Origin of the sequence: Acinetobacter sp. RF15B (assembly GCF_007558235.1) — a bacterium.
Classification (GTDB): Bacteria; Pseudomonadota; Gammaproteobacteria; order Pseudomonadales; family Moraxellaceae; genus Acinetobacter; species Acinetobacter lwoffii_C.
On sequence record NZ_VLSR01000012.1, the window covers coordinates 1 to 20372 of the forward strand.

The following is a 20372-nucleotide window of genomic DNA, read 5'->3' on the forward strand; positions in this document are numbered from 1 at the left end:
TGAAAACATTTAGAATATTGAGTGAGCGCTATCGAAATAGACGGAAAAGATTCGGCTTACGCATTAATTTAATCGCTGCATTAGTAAACCGAATAAACTCGCAATAAGGACTTTCGCAAGAGGTCTATTGATCCCATTTAAAAAAATTTTTAGCAAATTCCTTATCGAGTTCATTATATAAATGAGCATACCTTTTTCTAAATGCCTTAAAGTTTTTTGGATTTGCTAAAGAGGAACCTTTCGCTTTTTCTTCTGACATTTTTAATGCCAGTTCTCCATGGATTTTATGTATTCTTTGTATGGATCCCTCAGAAAAATTCAATGCTCCATCTATACCTGTTTTTATAGCAGCTCCCCATGCTATATGGGAACTATTAGATATGTTTTCATTTTTATATACTAAAGGATGCTCATTATTCTTAAAGATATTTTGATTCGTAATTTTTGTTTCCTGAGATTGTAGAGCATCATATAAAAACTCATAATTTTGAGCGAAAAATTCCGCATCGAAATTTTTATCTTTTTTCATTTGATTTAAATTATCTTGTGCTTCTTCAGCATATTTTTTATAGTCAGAAATTTCATTAGCTGTCGTTGTATTCGATAAAACTATAATCTGGCCTGGTTCAAGTGTACTTGTAGATGATAGATCTAATATATGAGGGTTATTTTTTTTAAGAATTTCCCAGTCAGATTTTATTAGAGGCTGCTTGAATATTCGTTTAGACCAATTAATTAATTTTTCCTTTTTCTTTATTAAATACCATGCTACTTCTGCATTATTAAGATAAATCTCTCTAATATTTTTCTTTTCTTTTTGTGTTTGTTCTACGGTTGTTTTAAAATCAAAAAAACTCCAATTATTAGGCTGAGAATAAGCTTTTACTGCTATTTTTTGAATAACTTCATTTCGATAAAAAATTAGATATATTAAGGTGTTTTGTGGAGAATATATATGAAACCACTTAGTAAAACCTTTATCATCAAATTCTCCTTCATATGTAAATATAGTTTTTTTAGTAAGAGGGTTACTGACCATAAACTTATAAGTTAAGTCTTTTAATTTTAAAGGAGGGTAAACTTTAAATTCTAATCTAGAATATTTTATAGACATTTAATTAATCCTATATCTTTTTTGCATCTTGGGCTTCTTCAACCTCATTTATTAACACTCTTGTAATAATTTTTTGGGAAGAGCCTGTTCTTTTAATTTTCATAAAACCTTCAGAGTCAGTTATTCCTTTTTGTAAACACCCATCTTCATCTATTAAAATATATGGTGTATTTATTAAAGGAGTTTTTTCTTTGTTTTTAACCTGATATTCCAAAATATAAGAATTATCAATGATTGGTAATATAGGAAATTTTTGAGAAATTTTTTCACTATTTTTAAATAAATGCTGCCCCGCCTTTACCTCAAACTTGCCACCGGTGTTTGATAAGATCCCAGCGCTACTGATTTCAATCTGTGACCCGCCCGCGGTTAGTACAATCTTTTTGGCTGCAGTAATTTCGATCTGATCTTCAGTGGAGATCACTTTGACAGCTTTACGCGCAATAATATCCACTGCATCGTCTTGTGCTTGGATTTCTATCTTTCCTTTGGCTGCATATGCCCTTAAACCATCTTGAGCGGCAAATAAACTTATTTTTGAAGCGGCATGGCCAATAATATATTTTTGTGAACTCAGGTTAATACTGTCGGCTGCCTGATGGCTGATCTGGCCATCTGCAGATAAATGAATATCCTGCTGGGCACTCAGCGCAATGGATTGTGGGGCTGACAGAATCATAATCGCCTGTTTAAAGGCAGCTGCTTTGTCTTGATCCTTTTGTTCAATTTGCTCAATAAAGCTTTTTAAATTCTCAAAGATTTCTAGCGGATCAGTTTGCTGATTTTTAGCCACCTCACTTAGAGCTTGACTCGCCTGTAGACCTGATTCCAGCTGGTTTTTTGCCGGTTCAGCATTCATATGTGAGCCATCTGCAGCTTGCTGTTTATGAGTCGAGATCAATAAACCTTCACCGGCACGAATTGCGCCCCATTGGTCAGTACGCAATTCAAAGCCTTCACCCCGTCCTTCACTTTCAGCCTGTTCTTTCGGATGACTCAAATTACCCAGATTGAGCTGACTGGCCGCATGACTGCTGTGCAACTGTGCGCTGATCTGCCCGGTGGTATCATCAAAACGCAGCTGGTTAAAACCTTGCCCCTGCACTTCTTGTGAACGAATACCACTGAGTTTTTTAGTCTCTGGTAGCTGTCCTTTCTGATCAAATCTGGTCGCTGAACGTTGACCTTCATGAATTCGGCCTACTACAAAAGGTCGGTCAATATTGCCATCAAAAAAGTCAATCACCACAATTTCACCAATGCGTGGCAAGAAACGGACCCCATAACCTTCACCTGCCCACGGGGTCAGAACATCCACCCAGGCTGAATCGGTATCGCTGTCATTACTACCTGCGCCACTGTCATGAACATGGTCATCCGAACGGGTAAATAGAAAACGGATTTTGATTCGCCCCCATTTATCGACATGAATTTCCTCCCCTGCTGGCCCGACGACTTTTGCCCGTTGCGGATAGGCTTGGGGTCGATGCAATATAGGTTGATATTCAGGCACGACGGGAATATTGCGACGTTGTAATACCAGCTGATTAGCCTGCCGCTCATCAGCATCCTTAACTGCTGTCACCTGCCAGTGGCTTTGCTGGATTAACGCACTGACCTGTGCATTCAGGTCTTTCGGCAAATTATTCTGGTTATAGAAGTGTTTGAAGATGATTAAAAATTCTTTATCTGCCGCCTCATGCTGGTCAATTTCAGGATGCTGATCGAGTCTGAACCAGTAGCCGACCTGAGCATCACGCACCGTCGATGTCGCTAGAAATTGCTTGGCCTGTGCAGCATAAAAATGTTGTAAGTTCTGGTTGACCTTCTCGATTTGTGCAGCTGAGGCTGGGGTGGCCTGATCTTCCTGCTGAAGGTCGGTCGCCCATGCTGGACTAATATGCCAGGCTTGTTCCAGTCCCAGACTGGCATTGTTCTGCATCTGGCTATGCTGATGCTTGCTTTGTACTGAACCGGCGCCTTCTTCCTGACTCAGGCGATCGGCATGCCAGCGCTGGATATGGACAGCGGTTGGCTGTAACTGCCGTTCGGCAATAAAGCTGGTAATGCTGTCCGCCTGCTCTGTCGCACTGGAACGATGAAAACGGACTGCCCGGCGACGTAGTGCCTGATAGTGGCGATTGTCATCAATCAGTCTGAGCTTTTGCGCTGCAATCGGTGCAGAAGAATGCACGACCATCAGCTCAGACTCATCAATCAGCCAGTTAATCCCTTCACTGCGCCATAAACGGGTTAAAAAATCATAGTCGGTTTCATTCGACTGCATGCTAAAAGGACGCACATCATAAGTCTGCTGCAAACCGGATAAATCTAGCTTAAGTGCCGCTGCAAATAATGGACTTTTACTCTGCCATTCTTTAAAGATAACTTCAGTAATCTCACGGACATTTTTGTCCATAAATACGCGGCTATTACGGCGCTTATGCCAGAGCGAGGTTGCATCTTCTAGAGTCAGTTTATAAAGCGTTAAGGCTCCATCACTTTGCCCCTGAGCAGCCTGGGTGATAATCCCTGAACTGCGAAACAGTTGCCCCTGATCTGTCACCTGATCGACGGCGACCTGTGTGCCTATAAACTTTTTAGCGGGATCAAGGCATTGGTAGATAGACAGATGAGTTCAACCTTCACGCCCCGATTCAGAACATGCTGACCATCAATGCGTTGCAGGAAAACTTCTGTATTGAGTTGCGGATGAGAAAATTGAACATGTAAAGCACGTTTCTGCGCACTTAAACCCAATTGTTCAAGTACCTGAGCAATAGAAATTCTTATCATTTTTAATTTTTATGACTATTTTTTCGGCATTATAATGAATTTAATTGATTAAGCCTAGCCTGTTTTATCTGACCTGTTTATTTGCTTTCCTTATGAGTTGAGCTTGAAGGTAAAAAATCTTTATTTAACTCTTCTTGTTTTAGTTCAAGCAGGTTTTCTATTTTAAATGCAGAGGTTTACGCAGCTGTAGAACCTGTATGTACTTAAATAGAAAAGGCAAATGATCAAGTTCACCTGCCTAAACTCAATTAGCCTTTCTTCACCAGATAATGAAACTCTTTATTGCCATTTTCATCTAAACGCTCTTCCTGCAACAACAATTCATGCCCCAGATGCATACAGAACTTTGGAATATCCCAAGACGTTGAATTATCCGTTGCAAAAACTTCAATCACATCACCGGCTTTGGATTTACGGATCGCCTGATGCAGCATCATTACCGGCTCGGGACAGCGCAGACCTCGGGTATTTAATTGCAAGCTAGGCGTCATTTCAGCTTCAGACATGGGCAGACTCAGGAGTTTAAAATCGGACTATTTTAGCATAAAGTGCCCCCGGCATTGCAGCATCCGGTTTTAGTCGTACGGTGAAATACTTGTTGACCCATCTGATCAGGATTTTACAGCACAATTACAATAGACAAGTGTATTTTCTGCGGTATGATAAAATCACGTTTTTTTAGATATTAAGAGTCTTTAGGAAAGATCATGCACGAGGAATCAGGCCCGTCGTGGGGTATGCGCGGCTTACGTAAATGGCTGGGAACTGCACCCGAAACTCGCGACGAACTGCTAAAACTAGTACAAGATTCACGTCGATTTTTAGAACCCGATACTGTTGCCATGCTTGAAGGCGTTCTTGATCTGCCTGCAACCAAAGTTCGCGAGGTCATGACGCCGAGAACATCCATGATCAGCTTGCAAGAAGATGATGAGTTGCTGGATATTCTGCATGTTCTGGTGGAGTCCGCACACTCACGTTTCCCTGTCTTTTCATCGGATCAGCCGGATAATGTGGTGGGTATTCTGCTGGCCAAGGATTTATTGCCGTTTTTGACCGAGCCATCTGCAAAAGTGGATATCCGTGCGTTGATGCGCCAGCCGCTGTTTGTACCAGAAAGTGCGCGTTCGGATCAGCTTCTGCGTATGCTGAAAAATACCCAGACTCATATTGCCATCGTCATCGACGAATATGGCACCACCTCTGGTCTGGTGACCCTAGAAGATATTCTGGAAGAAATTGTCGGCGAAATTGAAGATGAGCATGACAATGCGGATGAAGAATCACAATATATCGTACCAGATCAAGATCCAGCGACTGCCAACACCTGGATTGTTCAGGCGCTGACCCCGATCGAGTATTTTAATACGATGCTGGATACCCAGTTCTCAGATGATGAAGTGGAAACCATGGGCGGATTATTGCTACAGGAAATTGGTCTGGTAAGTGATCTGGAAGGTCAGGTGATTGAACTGGATAACTGGCAATTTACCATTCTTGCAGCAGATTCTCGTTCTATTCATCTGATTCGAGCAGTACGCCAATGAGAGCGTCTTTTGACAAGTTAATGCATACTTCATCGCCACAAAAACCATTACCTCTGATTTATCCATTATTGATTGCCCTGTTTGCAGGAGCCATATTCAGCTTAGCATTGGCACCTTATCATTACTGGTGGCTGGCCATTTTGTCCCCGGCACTGCTCTATGCCTGTGTACGCGGACGTAGTGCCAAACAAGCATTCGGTATCGGCTGGGCTTATGGAATCGGCCTCTGGTTTGTGGGAGCGTTCTGGCTATATACCTCTATCCATGTCTATGGTGATACCAGCGCGGTTATGAGTCTAGTCATGATCCTGATCATGGCCATGGTCATGGGTTTATTTACAGCGGTTCAGACCTTTGTTTATCGCCGTTTTTTCCCGGAAACCCCGCTCACGTTTGCCCCACTGTGGGTACTTTTTGAATGGGCAAAAACCTGGGTATTTACCGGTTTTCCGTGGCTCTTTGTCGGCTATGCCTTTACCGAGCGTTATCTGGATGCCTATGCGCCATTATTTGGGGTATTCGGGGTGTCGTTTGTGGTCATCGTTCTGGCATGTGCGCTGGTCGAAATTCTGAACAAACGCTTTTTCTGGGCTATTCCTTCAGCCATCTTGTTATTGGGTGCATGGGGCGCAGCACAACTGAGCTTTGTCGAGCAAAAAAATCAGAAGCCTTTAACGGTTTCCCTGATTCAAGGCAATATTCCTCAGGATCTGAAATGGTTAACCGAATATCAGGTTAAAACCCTGCTGATCTATGCCAATCTGAGCAAAACCGAATGGGGACGTGATCTGATTGTCTGGCCTGAGTCCTCAATTCCCATGTTCCAGACCGATATTCAGGAATTTTTAGAGTCCATGAAAGTACAGGCAGAAAAGTCAGGTACAGCATGGATTACTGGAATCCCGTACTGGGATCTGGAAGAGTCCAAGACAGCAGGCTATCCAAAATACTATAACAGTATTATGGCCACAGGTGAGGAGTCTAGCGGGCTTTATAAGAAACAGCGTCTGGTGCCGTTTGGTGAATATATCCCCCTCTCCGGCTGGTTAAGCTGGGTTTTGCCTGGCCTGCAAAATGACCCGTCTATGAGTGGTTTCTCACGTGGTGCTGATAACCAGCAGCCGCTGAATGTGAAAAATCAGCATCTGGGTTCAGCCATCTGTTATGAAGTGGCTTATCCCAATTTAACCCGTCGTAATGCCAGCCAGAGCGATTTTCTGGTCACTGTTTCAAATGATGCCTGGTTTACCGGCACAGCCGGCCCATTGCAGCATTTACAGATGGTACAAATGCGGGCCAAAGAAAATGGCCGCTGGTTTATTCGTGCCACCAATACCGGGGTAACTGCGTTTATTGATCACAAGGGGCATATTGTGAAAAAAGCCCCAATGGATCAGGAAGCCATATTACGGGGTGAACTTCCAGCCATGCAGGGCCAAACCCTGTATACGAAACTCAGCGATTGGCCTGTCATGATCTTCTCAGCTCTGCTATTGCTAGTCGGCTGGCGTTTCCGTCCGCGTAAGGTAGATGTCAGCTTCAAGTCGAGACGGTAATTGAAAAGAGAAAACAAAAAACCGGGACTATAGTCCCGGTTTTTTGTTTTCAGTATTTAGAGTTGAGTCGCCAAATAAGAGATCATACTGGCCAGAGTGAGCATCGGTACATGACGATAAATGTAAACGACTGCCTGTTCAAATGCTGAGCTTTGCTCGGCCTGAATGCGAATAACACTCACATTTAATGCTGACCAGAAACAGAGAGCGATTAAACTGCTCATCACACTGATGGCAAAGAAAGCTACTATAATCTGGCTGCTACCTTCGGTGTTCTGCCATAAATGAACGATTCCCTGACTGACCGGCAACATGCTTAAAACCAGAAGAACAGATTTCAGCATCAACCAGTGAAATTGGTTGATTTCATCTTTCAAGATAAATGCTTTCATATGTTTCTCCGTTGGCGAGTCAGGTGCCTTTCAGAGCATTATGAGCTTTTTCAAATAAATAGAAAGTGTAGCTTTATTCATATCTTACGAGAATTGTAATAGATAAACATGGGAATAATTCTTATTATAACTCGCATATCGTTTCTATTACTTAATTTATATATTTTTCAAAAACTTATATTATATTTTATAATTAATACCTATTATCACTTCACTGAATACAAAGATAAGCGATAAAGTGAAGTGATATATTCCATTCAGTGAGAATTTATAATGATTCTCGATTAAGGCTGATAATAAATATCGCTATCCGTTCCATCCCCACCGGCCTGACCATCTGCCCCAAATGAGTACAGATCAAAAGCACGGCCCTCGGTTCCCGGCATCACATATTGCAGTTCATTTTCCCAACTGTCTTTTGGATAGCCCCCTTTAACATAACCGCCCGGTAGCCAGTTTTTTGCAGTTGCCGGCTGATTCACCAGAGCATCCAGCCCCCCGTCCTGCATACTTGGATATTTACCATTATCGAGCTTATATTGATCCAGTGCACCTGCAATACTTTGCAGTTTGATGACGGTTGTATCGACCTTGGCTTTTTCACCCCGCCCCATCACATTCGGTACAATCAGTGCTGCCAGCACTCCCAGAATCACAATCACCACCATGACTTCAATCAGGGTAAAACCTGCAGCCCTCTTCATTCGCATCATATTTGGAAGACCTTGTCTCTGGTTCAGATTCCTTTTCATTTAATCTCTCGCATGTGTTTATATCGTTCAGAATATTCGGCTTCAGGTCAAGCACCTGAAAATTTTAACCGGTTTCTGTTTAAATCATATTATTCATATTTACAATGGGCAGCATCACTGCAATCACAATCACCAAAACAATACTGGCCATCAGCACCAACATCAGCGGTTCCAGTAAAGCCAGCAAGGTTGAGATCAGGGTCGTGACTTCACGGTCCTGCATCTGGGAAGCCCGATCCAGCATCCGGTCCAGTTCACCCGAGGCTTCACCACTTTTGATCATTTGTACCATCATCGGTGGAAAATAACCACTGCGATCCAGCTGGGTTGCCAGGTTGCCGCCTTCGGTGACTTTTTCAGCGGCCAGATTTACCGCATCACGGATCACCCAGTTGTTACTGACGGCTGCACCAATCCGCAAAGCATCGACCAGCGGCACACCGGACTGGGTCAAAATGGATAAGGTACTGGCAAAACGCGCTGCATTAATGCCCCGGGATAATTTTCCAAACAAGGGCAACTTTAAGGTCAGGCGGTCAAAGGCATAATGCCCGGCGGTGCTTCTTAAAAAACGTACCAGCAGGAAGAAACTGGTGATACTGCCTATCAGTAAAAATGGCCAGGCAATCCGGATAAAATCACTGGCTTTCATTAAAGCGACAGTAATCCACGGCAAGGCATCCTTACTCTGGTCAAAAGTCTTGACGATATCCGGCACCACATAGGTCATCAAACCCATCACAATCGCAAAAGACATCAACAGCAGAATAATCGGGTAGATCATGGCACCCTGAATTTTTTTCTGCATGGCGAAACGGTTTTCCGTATAATCTGCCAGTTGATCCAGAATCAGATCCAAATGTCCGGAGCGCTCCCCGGCGGCAATCGTCGCGGTATACAGTTCAGGAAAACGTCCCGACTGCTGTAAGGCCTGAGCCAGGCTATGTCCTTCCAGCACTTTGGAGCGCACCGACATCAGCAGGTTTTGCACATGGACTTTTTCACTTTGTTTGCCAACGGCACGAATGGCTTCTTCCAGCGGAATGGCAGCCGCCACCAACACGGCTAATTGCCGGGTCATCAAGGCCAGATCATAGGCTGTGATACTTTTTTCAAACCATTTACGCTGATAGTGCTGGTCTTTTTTCTCGACCGGATCGACAGAGACCGGAACCAGTGCCTGATCTCTAAGCTGCTGCCGGATCTGGCGTGCAGAATCTCCCTCAAGCACGCCCTTTTGCTGCTTTCCTGAAGCATCAAGCGCAATAAACTGATATGCAGGCATTGTAATGCTCTAATTTTCCAAAATTTTTGCTTAACGCGGTTGCGTCAGACCACCGAAATCATTCATATTCTTTCATATAAATTATCCGCTCACTCTAACACAACTGAACTTTGAGCACGACGAAATTTCATCAGGACCTCTTTCATCATTATGCCGAATTCTGCTCCCCCTTCTGTACCTGTTCACCGTGTTCGCGTTGCGGTACCGGTACGTCTGTTTGATTGTTTTGACTACAGTTTAAGTCAGGAACAATATCAACAGGCCGAAGTCGGTGCCCGGGTAGCGGTTTCCTTTGGCCGGCAGAATCTGGTCGGTGTGATTACCGAAAAGCTGCCGCTGGATGCGCCGATTGATCCCAGTTTCAAGCTTAAGTCGATTACGGAGCTCCTGGATGAACGCGCCATTTTAGATGCTAAAGTTTTAAGTTTGTTGACATGGTCCGCACAATATTATCAATTCCCGATCGGTGAAGTGATCCAGACCGCGCTGCCGACATTATTGCGTCAGGGAAAACCCTACAATCTGCTGGCCCGGACCTGGAAGCTTCTAGAGCATGAGGCCGAAGCCAAAATTCGCCGCTCTGAAAAACAGCAGGAAGCTTACCGGATTTTAAAACTGCATCCGGTCGGTACGACTGAAAATGTACTCAATCTGGCCGGGATTGAAACCGCCACATTAAAAGCCCTGGAAAAAAAAGGCATTTGTTGCTGTGTACTGGAGCAGCAGGATTTCAGTCCTCAGCCGATGCAGCTGGCACAGATGCCACTGACAGCCAATCCTGAACAAAAGCATGCGATTCAGCAAATCCTCAAATACTGCAAGAAATATCAGGCTTTTTTACTGGATGGCCTAACTGGAAGCGGAAAAACTGAGGTTTATTTGCAGGTTATGCAGCAAGTGCTGAAGCAAGGCCAGCAGGTGCTGGTGCTGGTGCCCGAAATTGGCCTTACCCCCCAAACGATTAGCCGCTTTCAGTCCCGTTTTCATTGTCATATTGCCCTGCTACACTCCGGGCTGAATGACAGCAAGCGTTTGCAAGCCTGGCAGGCCGCTGAAACTGGTAAAGCTTCGATCATACTGGGCACACGTTCCGCCATTTATACGCCAATGCCGAATCTGGGCCTTATCATTCTGGATGAAGAACACGATCTGTCCTTTAAACAACAGGAAGGTTTTCGCTATCACGCCCGTGATGTTGCACTGTATCGGGGACATTTACAGCAATGTCCGGTGATTCTGGGTTCAGCAACCCCCAGTATTGACAGTTATGCGCTGGTTCAGCAAGGCAAAATGCAGGTGCTGGAACTCAATCAACGTGCTGGCAGCGCCTTAATGCCCAAAATCCATATTCTGGATTTAAAAGTCGCCCAAAAACAGCATGGCATCAGTCTGCACCTGATTCAGGAAATTAAAAAACGCCTGGCTAAAAAAGAGCAGGTGCTGGTCTTTCTTAATCGTCGGGGCTATGCCCCGGTACTGATCTGTGGTAGTTGTGGCTGGCAGGCCCAATGTCCCCATTGTGATGCCAATTTCACTGTACACCGCCAACCGTATCAACATTTGCACTGTCATCACTGTGGCACCATTCATCGTCTACCTGAACAATGTCCGCAGTGCCAGCATACCGAGCTGGTGACTTTAGGCATGGGCACCGGCAAGGTTGAAGAACATCTGAATGAGCTTTTTCCCGATTCTGAAGTGATCCGGGTCGACCGGGATTCCACCAGCCGGGTGGGCAGCTGGCAAAAAATCTATGACAAGATACAAAAAAGCGAGCCGGCTATTTTGCTTGGCACCCAGATGCTGGCCAAGGGACATCATTTTCCTTATGTCACGCTGGTCGCCATTCTGGATATTGATTCCGGTTTGCTCAGTGTCGATTTCCGGGCCACTGAACGTACTGCACAGCTGATCATCCAGGTGGCAGGACGGGCAGGACGTGGTGAGCATAAGGGCGATGTCTATTTACAGACGCTCAGACCGGATCATGCCTTACTGAATACGCTGGTCAATGAAAACTACCGCGCTTTCGCCAAGCAGACGTTAACCGAACGACAAATTGCCCAGATGCCACCGTTTCGTTATGCCGTGCTGATCCGCTGTGAATCCAGAGATCAGGCACAAAATACTGAATTCTTACAGAAACATGCGGCCCTACTCAGGCAATATCCTGATCTGGTACTGGATATCTGGGGGCCGATTCCTGCTCCTATGGAACGTAAGGCCGGACGCTATCAATCACATATGGTCCTGCTGTCTGTAGATCGTGCCCGTTTGCATTATTATGTCAGGAGCTGGTGGCAGAACCTGTTGCAGGAAAAGCCTTCCAGCATGAAACTGACCCTGGATATTGATCCGCAGGAACTCAGTTAAGACCATTGAAGCTGTCTGTATAAATGAAAGCTCAAGCGGATCGGATGAAAATAAAATTTAAGGCGGAAAAATGTCGATACTGTTGCAAATAACACTGGTCCTGGCAATGGCACTGATTATCGTGCCTCTGAGTAACATGCTCAAATTGCCCAAGGTCCTGGGCTATCTGTTAACAGGCCTGATTCTGGGACCCAGCGTTTTCACGCTGATCCAGTCACCCACTCTCCTACACAGCTTTATAGAGCTGAGCCTGCTGGGGCTGCTGTTCTGGATCGGGCTGCAACTTCGACCTCAGCGTATCCTGCAAATTCCCCAATCCAGCTGGATCATGGCCAGTTTACTCGTATTCGGTTCCACCCTGTTTTTTAGCCTGATGGCCTGGGCATTCTGGCAGCAACAGCTCTTGGTTAGTGTAGTCATCGGACTGGCCGGCAGCCTGTCTGCAATGACTTTGGTGACCCAGTACCTGAACGATCAGGAACAGCTGGCCAGCAGTACCGGTCAAAGCACCTATTCCATTTTATTGATTCAGGCCCTGCTGGCAATTCCAGTATTGGCAGCGATTCCTTTATTTGCTGGCATCAACTCGACCGAACATGGCGTGGCTTATTTTGCCGCTATCATGACCACGTTTAGCGGCCTGTTCCTGTTCAATCATTATCTGATGCGGCCTCTTTATCGCTGGATTATAAAAACGGGCAGCCATGATTTACATATGCTGGTGGCTATGGTCATCATGCTGGCTCTATTGGCCCTAATGCATACCTTGGGGCTCAGCCTGTTTCTCGGTGCCCTGTTTGCCGGGATTCTGCTAGCAGACTCCGATTTTCGTCAAACGGTAGAAAGTAGTATCCAGCCCTTTAAAGGTATCGTGATTGGTCTGGCATTTATTGGACTGGGCATGTCCTTAGATGTTCAGGAACTATTTGATTTCCCCCTCACCATTCTGGCTGGCACGGCGGCCTTGATGCTGATCAAATTTCTGCTTGGGCTAGGCTTGGCACGTTATTATCAGCAAGCATGGCGCAAGTCTGCCCTGCTGGCTGTCAGTCTTGCCCAAGGTGGCGAGTTCGCCTTTATCGCCTTGGTGATGGCAAGCACTCACCAGCTTATGGATCAGGTCTTAGTATCTAGCCTTCTGTGGATGGTCAGCCTGTCGATGTGCTTGACACCGTTATGCTATCGGCTGCTGCATAGCCAAATTCTGCCACGGCTGGACCGGCAGAATCATCTGGCGGCTACCTTTAATACCGAGAGTGTGCCCTATCCACCCACGCCGGTTCTGCTGATTGGATTTGGGCGTTTTGGCCAGATCATCGCACGAATTTTAAGACAGCAACAACAAGCTTTCAGCGTCATGGACCGTCATGTCGAAGCCAGCCATGTGCTGTCTGAATATCATATTCCGTTTTATCAGGCCAATGCCACCGAACCGCACAGTCTGCATCGGGCCGGTATTGAGCAGGTGCAGCATGTTATCGTGGCAATAGATGACATTGAAGACAATTTGTTGGTGGTCCGGCATCTGCGGCTGAATTATCCAGATATGACCTTATGGGTACGTGCCCGTGACCGTCATCATGTACAGTTACTGCAAGACCTCGGTGTAGAACGGATCTGGCGGGAAACTTATGCCTCAGCACTGGAACTCGGCCAGGCCCTGCTGGAAGATTTAAATCCTGAAATGGAAGCGGACTTTTCGCAGTTTATCCAGACCTTTCGCCAACATGATGAAAACCTGCTCAAGCGTCAGTATACTTTAGACAGCGAAGATGCCCTGCATACTGACCGACACCGGCATCATCTGGCAGAACTGGAATATTTGTTCAGTCAGGAGCCGCTACACACACTGCAACCAGATACACAGCAGCAACAGGACATCAACCGCTCAGGAATTGATGCGACAAGAGATGATCTGGCATAACTTGTGTTTTACAATAGTGTCACCATTAAAGCAGGGTTATGGAGAATTTTATGTCTGATTTACGCCAACGCTTTTTTATTGAAGATAGCCCTGTTCGTGGTGAAGTGGTGCATCTTGAAGAAGCTTTACAAACTATTTTAGCCCAGCGCGACTATGCGCCTGCCGTTAAAATCCTGTTGGGTGAGATGCTCAGTGCGACAGCACTGCTGGCGAGCACTTTAAAAATCAAAGGGCGGATCAGTCTGCAAATTCAGGCCTCTGGTACGTTTAAATGGGCCATGGCTGAATGTAACCATTTGGGTGAAGTGCGTGCGCTGGCAGATTATGAAGAAGATCCACATTTTCAGCAGGCAAACGACAGCAGTACGGTACTGAAAACCCTGATCAATCCGGTACTGTTTATTAATATTGAGCCTGAATTGGGTGAGCGTTATCAGGGGATTGTTCCTCTGGATCAGGAAAATCTGGCCGGCTGCCTGATGCAATACTATGACCTGTCTGCCCAGATTCCGACCCGCATTGTCCTGGCCAGTGATCACCAGCGTGCAGGCGGCTTATTGATCCAGCTTCTCCCCCGCAATAGTGAAGAAGAACAGCGCCGTGTGGATGAAGACCTGTGGCCGCGTCTAACCATCTTGACCGAAACCTTAAAGCTAGAAGAGCTGATCAGTCTGGAAGCCAACGAAATTCTTTACCGTTTATATAATGAAGAAGAAGTTCGCCTGCCCGAAATAGAACAGCTGAAGTTTGGCTGTACCTGTTCTAAAGAACGTTGTGCAGTTGCTTTACAGCAGATTGGGGTCGAATCAGTACGTGAAACCCTGGAATTTCAGAATCCGATTGAAATGGACTGCCAGTTCTGTAACAGCCATTACACCTTTACTGCTGAAGAAGCATTAGGCCTGTTTGGCGAACACCTAAGTTAAGTCAGTTTCAAAAAAAAAGCATTCGTCAAGAATGCTTTTTTTTATTTATATTTCGATAACATCGTTGCAAATTTCCTCTTTTAAATAAAACCGACCTTTTGATTTGTTAATAATTAATTACCTTATAGCAAACACCATTCACTTTATTTTAAATAAACGAGACATTCATCACTGTTCATGGTATTGATTTTGTTAATGATTGCAAATAAATTAGAGTAATAAATCTAATACGGATAATCATTAATCAACAGGCAAGTTATGATGAAAAATTTAAATCGTTTAATAATGGGGTTCACCTTGGCAACAGCGGCAAGTTTAAGTATTGCAGCCGATGATCCATTACTGGGGAAATGGAAAACGATTGATGATCAATCTGGATATTCACGTGCAGATGTTGAAATCCGTAAAAAACCTGATGGCAGCTATGAAGGCATCATCGTCGAAACTCGCAGTCTGCCGGGTGCAGAAAAAATGGGGATCTGCCATAAGTGTCCAGGTCAGCTCAAGAACAAGCCTTTCCTAGGTTTGCCATTTATCTGGGATTTTAAAGCAGACCCAAAAAAGCCGCGTGAATACCATGATGGCAAGGTTTTAGATCCGATCAGCGGTAAAGTCTACAAGGGCAAGGCACGTTTAAGTGCCAACGGTAAACGTCTAACCTTACGCGGCTATGTCGGAGTTTCAGTTATTGGTCGTAGCGTAACTTGGGTAAAATACTAATTCTCTAAGCTTTTTAAAGCTCCTCTTGCAGGGGCTTTTTTATTGGTCATGTTTTGAAACAATAAGGTACAAATAATAACTGTTTCAATATTCAGAAAATCACAATAATGGTTGGAAGGCGGTTAATTTTTATTCAAAAATGATGATCAAGCTTCAGTCTCGGCTTCAATTGCTTTGGATGGTTCAATTACAGTTCAAAGTTGGCATCTGTTTCTTCTACCAAGTGACTAAGAAGGGATGCAGGAGCGCAGGTCACAGTACCCGCATAGAAACTCGACAGCTTGCTCTTAAACATATGAAGTCTGACCGTTTTAAAGGCAAAGCTCCAGAGGAGACCCTGTCGGGTTTCATCTTGTTTCATTTCCAAGCTTTGGCAGCTGCTATAGCATGCCATTGGGGGCAGAGCAGCGAGATTTGAGCTACTTAAGCTTATCTCACTCTTCAGCATCATTTCCTGTTGAAGCTCTCGCCTGGCTGTTTAAGGAGTAAACCTATGACTACAATTCAGTATCAAGAGAATTTCTCACACGGTTCTATCCCTTCTGAAATTATGGATGATCGCACCTTTGATTTGATTCATTTTTCTGAAGTCTGCGGCCAAAGTCCGGAATGGGTCATGCAGCTGATAGAACATGGCATTTTACCGGATCGCTCCACCACACAAACGAGCTTCTTTTTAGGTGAGGATATTTCGCGTGCACAACGTGCTTACCGTCTGCAGCGCGATTTTGACGCTTCTTTCAGTGCAGTGGCAATGATGCTGGACCTGATTGATGAGGTACAGGAATTGCGCCGTGAGATTAAACACTTACATTTTAAATAGGCCTTTTCTCATGCCCTGTTCCTATTCAAATTGCTGAATCAAGTCAGGGCATAGTATGTTTTTCTTTGATTTTGAGAGTTCCTGAATTTCTATGAAGACTAAAGACTGCAATAAAAAAATGAAATATATGTTTCCCGAATATCGCGATTTAATTGTGCAGCTTCGCGAAGAAAATCCACATTTCGCCCGCCTGTTTGAAGAGCATAATGAGCTGGACAAAAAGATTGTCCAACTTGAGCTCGATCCGGTGAATCATGTGAATAATGACATTGAAGTCATTAAACGTAAAAAGCTTAAACTCAAAGATGAAATTTACCGTCTCCTGAAAAATGCAGAAGCTGATCCTCTGGAGTAATACTCATCCTTAAAATGTAGCGCTTCATCCGGTTTAGCTATTAAGCGCAATCGGCATTTTTAAAGATGATCTGGCAAGATATACATTTTTCTATTTCAGGCGGCTAAACTTTTCCAGCATTTTCATGGTCTTCACTGTGCCTTTGACGGTTCCGGTCAGGCTGTGTTTAATCGGCTCATAGCCGATAAACCAGAGTAAGTTCATTTGCTGATTCACCTGTTCCTGCGCCAGCATATCAATCACACTTTTTTCACCACGTCCCACCAGATGCCGGCGATAAAAATAATAAACGAGCAAGACGGTAGTGATCAGCATAATCCCCAGCATGATCCAGAAACCTGTAGGCGACTTGAGTCCGGGAATATATTCAAAGTTCATGCCATAAATACCGGTCAGCAAGGTCAACGGTGCAAAGATCGCCGTGATGATGGCCAGAATACGCATATTCTCATTGGTCTGGTTGGCAACTGCGGAAAAATGTAAGTCAATCGCCGTTTGTACTGCTCCACGCAAACGTGTGGTGTGTTTTTGAATTCTTTCGATATGGCTGGTCAGGTCATCCACCCGTATCAGCATGATTTCCTGCTTTTCATTGCGTTTTTTTCCTTTAAGATGCGGATAGTTATCCACAATTTCATCGCGTAGCTCCTGCAGAATTTCAATTTGTTCTTCACATAAATTTTCTACCTGCTGGAAAGCCATATTTTCCTGTAACAGCTGATGCCATCTGGTAAAGCGGCGATGCCCCTGCAAGAGTTCCTGTTGCCAGAACTCTACCCGCTTGGTCAACGGAGTACGCAGATCCAGATAACCGTCCACCATGTTATTCAGCAAACGCAAGGTTAAATCTAGCGGGGTAGCCGGCAGTTTCCGTGGCTTATAATGTTCCTCAACTGGGCGGGCCATCAGTGTGCTAATGCGCTGGATATAACTCTCGACTTCTTTATTGCCCTGTTCGCGTATACTGACCAGCACCTGCGGTGTCATGATCAGGCTCACTGGAGTGGTGGCCAGACCAAACACCCGTTCGTGTTTTTCATGAATCTGGGATTCCAGCTTGATCTGATCCTGCGGACTGATCAGCTTACGGAAAATCAGCAGGTCATAATCTTCCAGCGTATCAAAAGTGCAAGGATGTTCCAGATTTAAAATATCACGCAGATGGTATTCATTGACCCAAAGCCCGGTTTTGGCATACAACTCCTGCTGCCATTGCTCGGCCCGGTTGACCACATCTTCACGGGTACAATCCAGCCAGATAAAAGCAGGCTCAAGCTCAGGATTTAGGTGATCATGCACATAAATATGCTGGCTAGTGGAATGATGATAGAAATAATACTCTTGCATATCTCAATTATTATTTTGCAGATTTTATTACATCATGCCATAAAAAAGCCCTGTGCAAACCCAAGTCATCACTCAGGTCATACACAAGGCTGATTTTTTCAATTCACATCAGCTTACTGATGTGAATGTTTAAAGATTAAGCTTGTTCGATGTCTTTCATCGTCAATTTGATACGGCCACGGTTGTCAACATCGGCAACCTGTACTTTCACTTCCTGACCTTCTTTCAATACATCGGTCACGTTTGCAATACGTTCGTTCGAGATTTGAGAGATATGCAGTAAGCCATCTGTACCCGGAAGGATATTAACGAAAGCACCGAATTCAACGATACGAATTACTTTACCTGTGTAAATTGTACCCGGTTCAATTTCAGCAGTCAGTGCCTGGATTTTGGCAATAGCCGCTTGTGCAGCAGCTTTAGTTTCACCAAATACACGTACTGTCCCGTTATCTTCAATATCGATTGCAGCTTTGGTCTCCTCAGTGATCTGACGAATAGTTGCACCACCTTTACCAATCACGTCACGGATCTTGTCAGGGTTGATATTGATGACCTGGAAGGTCGGCGCATGCATCGAAATCTCTGGACGTGCACGTGAAATCACCTGATTCATTTCGTTCAAGATGTGCATACGACCCGCATAAGCCTGGTTTAATGCAGACTCCATGATCTCTTCAGTAATCCCTTCGATCTTGATGTCCATTTGTAGCGCAGTAATACCGTTTGCAGAACCTGCGACTTTAAAGTCCATATCACCCAGGTGATCTTCATCACCCAAGATGTCAGAAAGAACTGCGTAACGCTCGCCTTCTTTCACCAGACCCATTGCAATACCTGCAACTGGTGCTTTCAGTGGCACACCTGCATCCATCAGTGATAGAGAAGCACCACATACGGACGCCATTGAAGACGAACCGTTTGATTCGGTAATGTCAGATACAATACGGATCACATACGGGAAGCGGTCAGCGGCAGGAAGAACGGCTTGAACACCACGACGCGCCAGACGGCCATGACCGATTTCACGACGTTTAGGACCAGATTCACGACCAGTTTCACCCACAGAGTATGCAGGGAAATTGTAGTGAAGCATGAAGTTATCAGTTTTCGTACCTGCAAGGGTATCCACCATCAACGCATCACGGGTATTACCCAGAGTTGTGGTTACCAGTGCCTGAGTTTCACCACGTGTGAACAATGCAGAACCGTGAGCACGGTCCAGTACACCCACTTGTACGTCGATTGCACGAACAGTTTTGGTATCACGTCCATCAATACGTGGCTTACCAGACAGGATGTTGTCACGTACGGTACGGTATTTAAGGTCTTCGAATAATTCGTTGACTTCGTCAGCCAGACCGGTTTCGTCATTTTCTGGAACGAACTGAGCTAAGGCTTCTACCTGAAGTGCATCAAGGGCCGCATAACGGTCCTGTTTGATTGCAATCGTATAAGCTTCAGAAATTTTCGCTTCGAATGCTTCTTTCAATTTGCCAAGAAGTTCTTCGTTTTTAACCGGAGCTACCCAAGTTGACTCAACTGCACCAGCAGCTGCAGCAAATTCTTTGATCGCCTGGATCGCAATCTGCATTTCGTCATGACCGAACAATACAGCACCCAGCATCTGGTCTTCTGAAAGTTCTTTCGCTTCAGATTCAACCATCAGTACTGCAGATTCTGTACCGGCAACCACAAGATCAAGATCAGACTCTTTGAGTTGTTCTAGGTTCGGGTTCAGAATATATTCGCCGTTAATCAAACCTACACGTGCGCCGCCGATTGGACCACGGAACGGTGTACCTGCGATAGACAATGCCGCAGATGTACCCAACATTGCAGCGATGTCAGCATCCATCGTTTTGTCAGAAGAAATAACGGTTGCGGTGACCTGAATTTCGTTGAAGTAACCTTCCGGGAACAACGGACGAATTGGACGGTCGATTAAACGTGAAATTAAAGTTTCAGCTTCAGACTGACGACCTTCACGCTTGCCATACCCCCCCGGGATACGACCAGCAGCATATTGCTTTTCTTGGTAGTTAACAGTTAAAGGGAAGAAGTCTTGACCTACTTTTGCTTTAGGTTGTGCAACAACTGCTACAAGCACCTGTACACCACCCATGGTGATTACGACACTGTTTGCCTGACGGGCCACACGACCGGTTTCTAAAGTTACAGTGTGCTGACCGAATTGAAATTCTTTACGAACAATATTAAACATCGACATGTTTTATTTTTTCCTGATTTTATTCTAGTGGAGACCCCTAAGGTTTGGCATTCACAGTACAGAACCGAGTAAATGACAAAGCTTAGAAGCCGACCTCACCAGAAATAAACATGATTTTTAAACACAAAGAAGGAGCGAAACATTCGCCCCTTCCTCTAACCTGACATTTGCCAGGTCGAACTTTGTTTTCATCAATATGGCATTCAAAATGCAATAATCCGAAAATAAAGAT

Annotated in this window: 15 protein-coding genes and 2 pseudogenes; 9 read left to right on the forward strand and 8 right to left on the reverse strand. The window is 44.8% G+C overall.

What is annotated here, in order from left to right:
* A pseudogene (locus E2K74_RS10000) lies at positions 1-107 on the forward strand (IS5/IS1182 family transposase); the annotation flags it as partial.
* Positions 108-124: 17 nt separating this feature from the next.
* Here E2K74_RS10000 and E2K74_RS10005 read toward each other — a convergent pair.
* From E2K74_RS10005 to tusA, 3 genes and pseudogenes are all read right to left on the reverse strand, one after another.
* Entirely contained in the window at positions 125-1114 is a 990-nt protein-coding gene (locus tag E2K74_RS10005; protein ID WP_151207364.1) for a hypothetical protein, read from the reverse strand.
* 10 nt (positions 1115-1124) lie between these two features.
* A pseudogene (locus tag E2K74_RS10010) lies at positions 1125-3910 on the reverse strand (type VI secretion system Vgr family protein).
* A 248-nt stretch (positions 3911-4158) separates the two neighbouring features.
* A complete protein-coding gene (tusA, locus tag E2K74_RS10015; RefSeq protein ID WP_151204795.1) occupies positions 4159-4416 on the reverse strand; it encodes a sulfurtransferase TusA in 258 nt (85 codons plus the stop codon).
* A gap of 201 nt (positions 4417-4617) precedes the next feature.
* On the opposite strand from tusA, the gene E2K74_RS10020 reads away from it, so the two are divergent.
* Together E2K74_RS10020 and lnt are read left to right on the forward strand one after the other, a co-directional pair.
* Positions 4618-5457 (forward strand): HlyC/CorC family transporter, encoded by an 840-nt coding sequence (locus tag E2K74_RS10020; protein ID WP_151204796.1) that lies wholly within the window; start codon positions 4618-4620, stop codon positions 5455-5457.
* A complete protein-coding gene (gene lnt, locus E2K74_RS10025) occupies positions 5454-7013 on the forward strand; it encodes an apolipoprotein N-acyltransferase (RefSeq protein ID WP_151204797.1) in 1560 nt (519 codons plus the stop codon). Before E2K74_RS10020 ends, lnt begins: the two co-directional genes overlap by 4 nt.
* 56 nt (positions 7014-7069) lie before the next feature.
* Here lnt and E2K74_RS10030 read toward each other — a convergent pair whose 3' ends face one another.
* The 3 genes from E2K74_RS10030 to gspF all read right to left on the reverse strand — a co-directional run bounded on the left by E2K74_RS10030 (position 7070) and on the right by gspF (position 9442).
* Positions 7070-7405 (reverse strand): hypothetical protein, encoded by a 336-nt coding sequence (locus E2K74_RS10030; protein ID WP_151207366.1) that lies wholly within the window; start codon positions 7403-7405, stop codon positions 7070-7072.
* Positions 7406-7689: 284 nt separating this feature from the next.
* A complete protein-coding gene (gspG, locus tag E2K74_RS10035) occupies positions 7690-8157 on the reverse strand; it encodes a type II secretion system major pseudopilin GspG (protein WP_413773048.1) in 468 nt (155 codons plus the stop codon).
* Between the two features lie 79 nt (positions 8158-8236).
* On the reverse strand, positions 8237-9442 hold the full coding sequence (gene gspF / locus E2K74_RS10040) for a type II secretion system inner membrane protein GspF (RefSeq protein WP_151204799.1): 1206 nt from the start codon (positions 9440-9442) through the stop codon (positions 8237-8239).
* 150 nt (positions 9443-9592) lie between these two features.
* On the opposite strand from gspF, the gene E2K74_RS10045 reads away from it, so the two are divergent.
* The 6 genes from E2K74_RS10045 (at position 9593) to E2K74_RS10070 (ending at position 16563) form a co-directional block, all read left to right on the forward strand.
* On the forward strand, positions 9593-11815 hold the full coding sequence (locus E2K74_RS10045; protein ID WP_151207368.1) for a primosomal protein N': 2223 nt from the start codon (positions 9593-9595) through the stop codon (positions 11813-11815).
* Positions 11816-11885: 70 nt separating this feature from the next.
* Positions 11886-13739, forward strand: a complete 1854-nt coding sequence (locus E2K74_RS10050) for a cation:proton antiporter (protein ID WP_151207370.1) — start codon at positions 11886-11888, stop codon at positions 13737-13739.
* Between the two features lie 50 nt (positions 13740-13789).
* Positions 13790-14665 carry an Hsp33 family molecular chaperone HslO gene (gene hslO / locus E2K74_RS10055; RefSeq protein WP_151204802.1) on the forward strand — a complete coding sequence of 292 codons (876 nt, stop codon included), beginning with the start codon at positions 13790-13792 and terminating at the stop codon, positions 14663-14665.
* 258 nt (positions 14666-14923) lie between these two features.
* Positions 14924-15385 carry a DUF2147 domain-containing protein gene (locus tag E2K74_RS10060; protein WP_151204803.1) on the forward strand — a complete coding sequence of 154 codons (462 nt, stop codon included), beginning with the start codon at positions 14924-14926 and terminating at the stop codon, positions 15383-15385.
* Between the two features lie 493 nt (positions 15386-15878).
* Complete coding sequence (locus E2K74_RS10065) at positions 15879-16208, forward strand: chaperone modulator CbpM (protein ID WP_151207372.1); 330 nt, start codon at positions 15879-15881, stop codon at positions 16206-16208.
* Positions 16209-16299: 91 nt separating this feature from the next.
* Positions 16300-16563 carry a YdcH family protein gene (locus E2K74_RS10070; RefSeq protein ID WP_151204805.1) on the forward strand — a complete coding sequence of 88 codons (264 nt, stop codon included), beginning with the start codon at positions 16300-16302 and terminating at the stop codon, positions 16561-16563.
* A gap of 90 nt (positions 16564-16653) precedes the next feature.
* Here E2K74_RS10070 and E2K74_RS10075 read toward each other — a convergent pair whose 3' ends face one another.
* Positions 16654-17910: a magnesium transporter CorA family protein gene (locus tag E2K74_RS10075; protein WP_151207374.1), complete on the reverse strand. Its 1257-nt coding sequence runs from the start codon at positions 17908-17910 to the stop codon at positions 16654-16656.
* A gap of 136 nt (positions 17911-18046) precedes the next feature.
* On the reverse strand, positions 18047-20134 hold the full coding sequence (gene pnp, locus E2K74_RS10080; protein WP_171480687.1) for a polyribonucleotide nucleotidyltransferase: 2088 nt from the start codon (positions 20132-20134) through the stop codon (positions 18047-18049).
* Positions 20135-20372 lie beyond the last annotated feature (238 nt).

Excerpts from the sequence above, each read along its gene's own strand:
- E2K74_RS10005 (WP_151207364.1), bottom strand. The coding sequence starts at position 1,114 with ATGTCTATAAAATATTCTAGATTAGAATTTAAAGTTTACCCTCCTTTA.
- gspG (WP_413773048.1), bottom strand. The coding sequence starts at position 8,157 with ATGAAAAGGAATCTGAACCAGAGACAAGGTCTTCCAAATATGATGCGA.
- hslO (WP_151204802.1), top strand. The coding sequence starts at position 13,790 with ATGTCTGATTTACGCCAACGCTTTTTTATTGAAGATAGCCCTGTTCGT.
- E2K74_RS10075 (WP_151207374.1), bottom strand. The coding sequence starts at position 17,910 with ATGCAAGAGTATTATTTCTATCATCATTCCACTAGCCAGCATATTTAT.
- E2K74_RS10060 (WP_151204803.1), top strand. The coding sequence starts at position 14,924 with ATGATGAAAAATTTAAATCGTTTAATAATGGGGTTCACCTTGGCAACA.
- gspF (WP_151204799.1), bottom strand. The coding sequence starts at position 9,442 with ATGCCTGCATATCAGTTTATTGCGCTTGATGCTTCAGGAAAGCAGCAA.
- E2K74_RS10045 (WP_151207368.1), top strand. The coding sequence starts at position 9,593 with ATGCCGAATTCTGCTCCCCCTTCTGTACCTGTTCACCGTGTTCGCGTT.
- lnt (WP_151204797.1), top strand. The coding sequence starts at position 5,454 with ATGAGAGCGTCTTTTGACAAGTTAATGCATACTTCATCGCCACAAAAA.
- E2K74_RS10065 (WP_151207372.1), top strand. The coding sequence starts at position 15,879 with ATGACTACAATTCAGTATCAAGAGAATTTCTCACACGGTTCTATCCCT.
- tusA (WP_151204795.1), bottom strand. The coding sequence starts at position 4,416 with ATGTCTGAAGCTGAAATGACGCCTAGCTTGCAATTAAATACCCGAGGT.
- E2K74_RS10020 (WP_151204796.1), top strand. The coding sequence starts at position 4,618 with ATGCACGAGGAATCAGGCCCGTCGTGGGGTATGCGCGGCTTACGTAAA.
- E2K74_RS10030 (WP_151207366.1), bottom strand. The coding sequence starts at position 7,405 with ATGAAAGCATTTATCTTGAAAGATGAAATCAACCAATTTCACTGGTTG.
- E2K74_RS10050 (WP_151207370.1), top strand. The coding sequence starts at position 11,886 with ATGTCGATACTGTTGCAAATAACACTGGTCCTGGCAATGGCACTGATT.
- E2K74_RS10070 (WP_151204805.1), top strand. The coding sequence starts at position 16,300 with ATGAAGACTAAAGACTGCAATAAAAAAATGAAATATATGTTTCCCGAA.
- pnp (WP_171480687.1), bottom strand. The coding sequence starts at position 20,134 with ATGTTTAATATTGTTCGTAAAGAATTTCAATTCGGTCAGCACACTGTA.